Here is a 4,065-nt window from a genome sequence, read left to right as displayed (position 1 = left end):
AAGCCCACCCCAGCCTGCTGCAGCGGCTGGAGGGCGACAGCCGCTGGGGCGCCTTCCGCTACCGGCCGGTGCTGGCCCGACAGGGGCGCCGGGTGACGCGTGAGCACCGGCTGCTGCTCGCCCTCTGGGGCCGGCTGCTGGCCGAGCACCAGCAGGCTCCGGTGCCCGAGGGGCTGGTGGTGGCGGGCGAGGGGCGGCGTCTGGAGAGGGAGCGGCTGGCCCTCAGCAGTGGTTTGATGCGCCAACTGGACGACAGCCTCGAGCGCCTCGGCCAGGAGCTGAACCACGACCAGCCGCCGCCGCTGGTGAACGACCGCAAGAAATGCACCCTCTGCTGCTGGCGGGGGCACTGCGACCGGGAGGCGGCCCGGGAGGGCCATCTCAGTGAGGTGAGCGGCATCGGCGGCAAACGCCGCGAGCTGCTGCTGGGACTCGGCATCGCCCGCCTCACCGATCTGGCGGCCGCCGACCCTGAGCAGCTGGCCGATCAGCTCGAGGCCCATGGCGAGCAGCACCGCGAGATCGCGGCCACCCTGGTGGCTCAGGCGCAGGTGCAGGCCAGCGGCATCCCCGAGCGTCTCGATCCCGCACCCGCCCTGCCGGAGCTGGCCCGGGCCCCGGGGGTGCTGCTCTACGACATCGAATCCGATCCCGACGCCCGCGACGATTTCCTGCACGGCTTCCTGGTGCTGCCCCGTGGCGCTGATGGGTGCTGGCCGGTGGGAACCGGCGCAGACCGTGCAGGCCGCTATCTGGCGGTGCTGGCCCTGCAGGAACACGGTGAGCCCCGGCTCTGGGCCCGGCTGCGGCGCCTGCTGGCGCGCTACCCCGACTGGCCCCTGCTCCACTACGGCGAAACCGAGTCGCTGGCCCTCCTGCGCCTGGCCCAGCGCCAGGGCGCCAGCGAGGCGGAGGTGCTGCGTCTGCGCAGCCGCCTGGTGGACGTGCATGCGCGGCTGCGGCGCCACTGGCGCCTGCCGGTGAACGGCTATGGCCTCAAGCCGGTGGCGGGCTGGCTCGGGTTCCACTGGAGCCAGCCCGGCGTCGATGGAGCCCGCTGCCTGCTGTGGTGGCGGCAGTGGCGCCACTGGCATCAGGATCGGGTCCGTGGCCGCCACAGCCCCGGGCGGCTGCAGCGGATCTTCCAATACAACCGCGACGACAGCCTCGCCACCTGGGCGGTGGCCCGCTGGCTCCTGGATCGGGACTGACGCCCGCCCGCCACTGGCCCGCCCGCCACTGGCCTGACCGCCACTGGATCGCCCGTCTCGGCCCCTCCCGCTGCGTTCCGCTCAGAGCCTGGCGGCAGAGCCGGCTCCCACCGGCGGTGGCGCGAAGGCCTCAGGGCAGGACAGCGTCACCATCACTCCAGACTCAGGCTCCCCCTGGCCGAAGGCCCGCAGTTCCACCGCATCCAGGTGGCGGCGGCGGACCAGGGCCAGGCCGATCCGCCCCTGGCCATCGGGAAGCTCCAGGGCGGAGGTGATCAGCCCGGCGCGGCTGCCGTCGGCGCTCTGCAATTCGCTGCCGGGTTCGGTGCAGGCCGCCGCCGCCGTGGCATCCGTGGCATCCGCCAGGTGCCAGCGCCGCAGCTGCTGCTTGACGCCGTCGTAGGTGGCCAGCTTGGCCAGGGTCTCCTGGCCCACGTAGCAGCCCTTGCTGAGGCTGACCCGCTCGGCCAGGCCCAGCTCAAAGGGGTTGGTGTCGTCGTTCAGTTCGTTGGGAGCGGCCGGCAGGCCCCGCTGGATCCTCCAGTGCTCGCTGGCGCTGAGCGGGGCGCCGCTGGAGAAGGCTGCGGGCAGATCCGCCACCAGGCCGGCCGGCAGAGGGTCGTCGCCTTGCACCAGCAGCCGCTCCTCTCCGAGCAGCCAGGCCTGCGGTTCAGCCTGCGGCTCGCCAACGGCCCTCCAGGTTCCCCCCGCCGGCTCCGGCCGTTCCGCCGGGGTGCCGGGGCTGAGCGGCGTGATCAACCAGCCCGTCTGCAGCGTGCCCAGCTGGACCTGATCCGCCGGGAAGAGCACCCGATCGAAGGCGGTCCGCACCGCGCCGCCATCGCCGGCGGTGATCGCCAGCCAGGCGCCGGACGCGTCCACCAGCACCTCCGCCAGGGCCCGCATCCGGCCGGTGGGGCTGATGCAGCAGGTGCGCAGCCACTGGCCAGGAGCGGCCTGCGCCACCGCCTGGCTGGTCTGGCCATGCAGGAAGGAACGCGTGTCGGGACCGTCCAGCCGCAGCAGGCTCACGGGCTGGACGAGGCAGCCGCTGTGGCGGGGCTGGTCCCAGGGGCTGATGGCGTTGCTCATGGGAGGGGATGGCAGGCCGGCGTCGCAGCCATGGTGGATGAGCGGGTCACCAGGTGTTGAACCTGCGATAGGCCCAGAGCTGCAACTCAGCCGCCTGTGGCGCTTGCAGCGGCGGCGGCCACCTCTTCCAGCAGGAACAGGCTGCGGAGATCCAGGCCGGCGGCGGTCATCGCTTCGAGGCCCCCCTCCTGCCGGTCCACGATTGTCACCACCCGTTCCACCACGTAGCCGGCTTCGCGCAGCTGGGTCACGGCCTTGCGTGACGAGCCGCCGGTGGTGACCACGTCTTCCAGCACCGTGATGCGGCTGCCCGCGGCCGGCAGCGGGCCCTCCAGCCAGGCGCCGGTGCCGTGGCCCTTGGCTTCCTTGCGCACGATCAGGGCATCGAGCTCGCGGCCATCCAGGGCCGCGCGCATCGCCACCGCACTCACGAGCGGATCGGCCCCCAGGGTGAGGCCCGCCACCGCCACCGCTTCCGGTTCCACCTGGTCGAGCAGCAGGGCACCGAGCAGGGCCAGCCCCGGGCCGGCCAGGCTCACCGGTTTGCAGTTCACGTAGTGGTCGCTGCTGCGGCCGGAGGCCAGGGTGAACGTGCCGTGCCGGTAGGCCCTGGAGGCCAACAGGGGCAGCAGGGCGGCCCGCTGCTCCGCCAGGGTTCCGGCGATCGCGCCCATGGCGGTGGCGGCGGCGGGATGGGACGGAAGGGGCATCGGTCGCGCAGGTGGCTGACGGGGGCTGGTGGAGGAGCCCGGGCCTGCCTAGTTTGAGGGCGAAACGGGTATCCCCGGTACAGGCCGGTAGAGCGATGCAACGCAGGCGAGCCCCCCGTCCGGGAGCCATCGGAACCTCAGGTTGGTCAGGGCGCTTCGGGCGGCGAGCGGTTGGCTTGAGTGCCGCCGCAACGCTGATGCTGCCGCTCATGCCGGCGCAGGCCCAGACCGGTCCGGTGGTGTGCACCACCACTCTGGAAGCACCGCTGGCGGGCAGTGGCCCTGCCGGAATGAACGCCGCCGGGCCAGTGGAAGTGACTCGGTGCGCTGTGGTGCAGACCACCGCCGAGCTGGTGGAGAACCGCTTCTTCACCTACACACCCACCTTTGCCCGCAGCATTGACATCACCCACCAGATCACCGATCTGTTCGGCATTGCCATGGGTGGCAACGGCGGCACCAAGGTGATGGGTCTGGGCTTCCCGGATCAGAGGATCGTCTGGGATGCCTCGGCCTTGCACAACACCGCCACCGAACTCCTGGGCCAGCAGAGCAGCCCGCTCTACTGGCGGACCGAAGACGTGCCCAACGGCTTTTCCTCCAGCATCGGCAGCGGCGGTGCGGCGGTGGTTCCGGTGGACAGGCCGCAGCGTCAGTGGTCCCCGCCTCCGATTCGGGGTCTCTGGTAAACGTGCGTCTGTCCACCTCGACTGGGGGAGGACAGGTGCTGGCCCTGGGCCGCGTCAGGCCCAAGCCAGCTAGCTGTGGCCAGATCCCTGGGGGTCTAGCAATCTGGTGAATGCAGCGGACTCATAATCCGCCTTAGGCGAGTTCGATCCTCGCGACCCCCATGCAGTCCAAGCTGAGCCTCAACTCAAGCCCAGGTCTCTCCTGTGACTTGGTCATGTTCACAGCTTTCAGCTCCGTTAAGAGTTTGCTGAAAAACGAGCCCACGAGCCAGTTTTCCACAGGCATCAGTGGATTTCCGGCTCAAAAAGTCGGATCGGCGGCTATCAGAGCCGCAAACTGCCCGATTTCGGCATCGTTGGCCT

Annotated in this window: 5 protein-coding genes and 1 tRNA gene; 4 read left to right on the top strand and 2 right to left on the bottom strand. The window is 70.9% G+C overall.

The annotated features are described in order from the left end of the window. Nucleotides 1–1,211, top strand: a 1,211-nt coding sequence (locus tag VB777_RS12075; protein ID WP_323249223.1) for a TM0106 family RecB-like putative nuclease, incomplete at its 5' end; no start/stop codon positions are given. Nucleotides 1,212–1,292: 81 nt separating this feature from the next. Here the strand turns inward: VB777_RS12075 and VB777_RS12070 are convergent. Together VB777_RS12070 and pyrE are read right to left on the bottom strand one after the other, a co-directional pair. Next, nucleotides 1,293–2,303 (bottom strand): folate-binding protein, encoded by a 1,011-nt coding sequence (locus VB777_RS12070; RefSeq protein WP_323249221.1) that lies wholly within the window; start codon nucleotides 2,301–2,303, stop codon nucleotides 1,293–1,295. Nucleotides 2,304–2,389: 86 nt separating this feature from the next. After that, the gene (pyrE, locus tag VB777_RS12065; protein WP_197158996.1) at nucleotides 2,390–2,977 is read right to left on the bottom strand and encodes an orotate phosphoribosyltransferase; all 588 of its coding nucleotides are present in this window, start codon (nucleotides 2,975–2,977) and stop codon (nucleotides 2,390–2,392) included. A gap of 212 nt (nucleotides 2,978–3,189) precedes the next feature. On the opposite strand from pyrE, the gene VB777_RS12060 reads away from it, so the two are divergent. From VB777_RS12060 to VB777_RS12050, 3 genes are all read left to right on the top strand, one after another. Further along, on the top strand, nucleotides 3,190–3,702 hold the full coding sequence (locus tag VB777_RS12060; RefSeq protein WP_322757974.1) for an Occludin/ELL family protein: 513 nt from the start codon (nucleotides 3,190–3,192) through the stop codon (nucleotides 3,700–3,702). 89 nt (nucleotides 3,703–3,791) lie between these two features. Continuing rightward, nucleotides 3,792–3,864 (top strand) — tRNA-Ile (locus tag VB777_RS12055). After that, the coding region (locus tag VB777_RS12050; protein WP_323249219.1) for a hypothetical protein at nucleotides 3,864–4,065 on the top strand (202 nt) is incomplete at its 3' end. The genes VB777_RS12055 and VB777_RS12050, both read left to right, overlap by 1 nt.

This window comes from Synechococcus sp. CCY9202, from assembly GCF_034931685.1.
In the GTDB taxonomy this organism is placed as follows: Bacteria; Cyanobacteriota; Cyanobacteriia; order PCC-6307; family Cyanobiaceae; genus CBW1002.
This window is presented reverse-complemented; position numbering and strand designations above follow the sequence as displayed.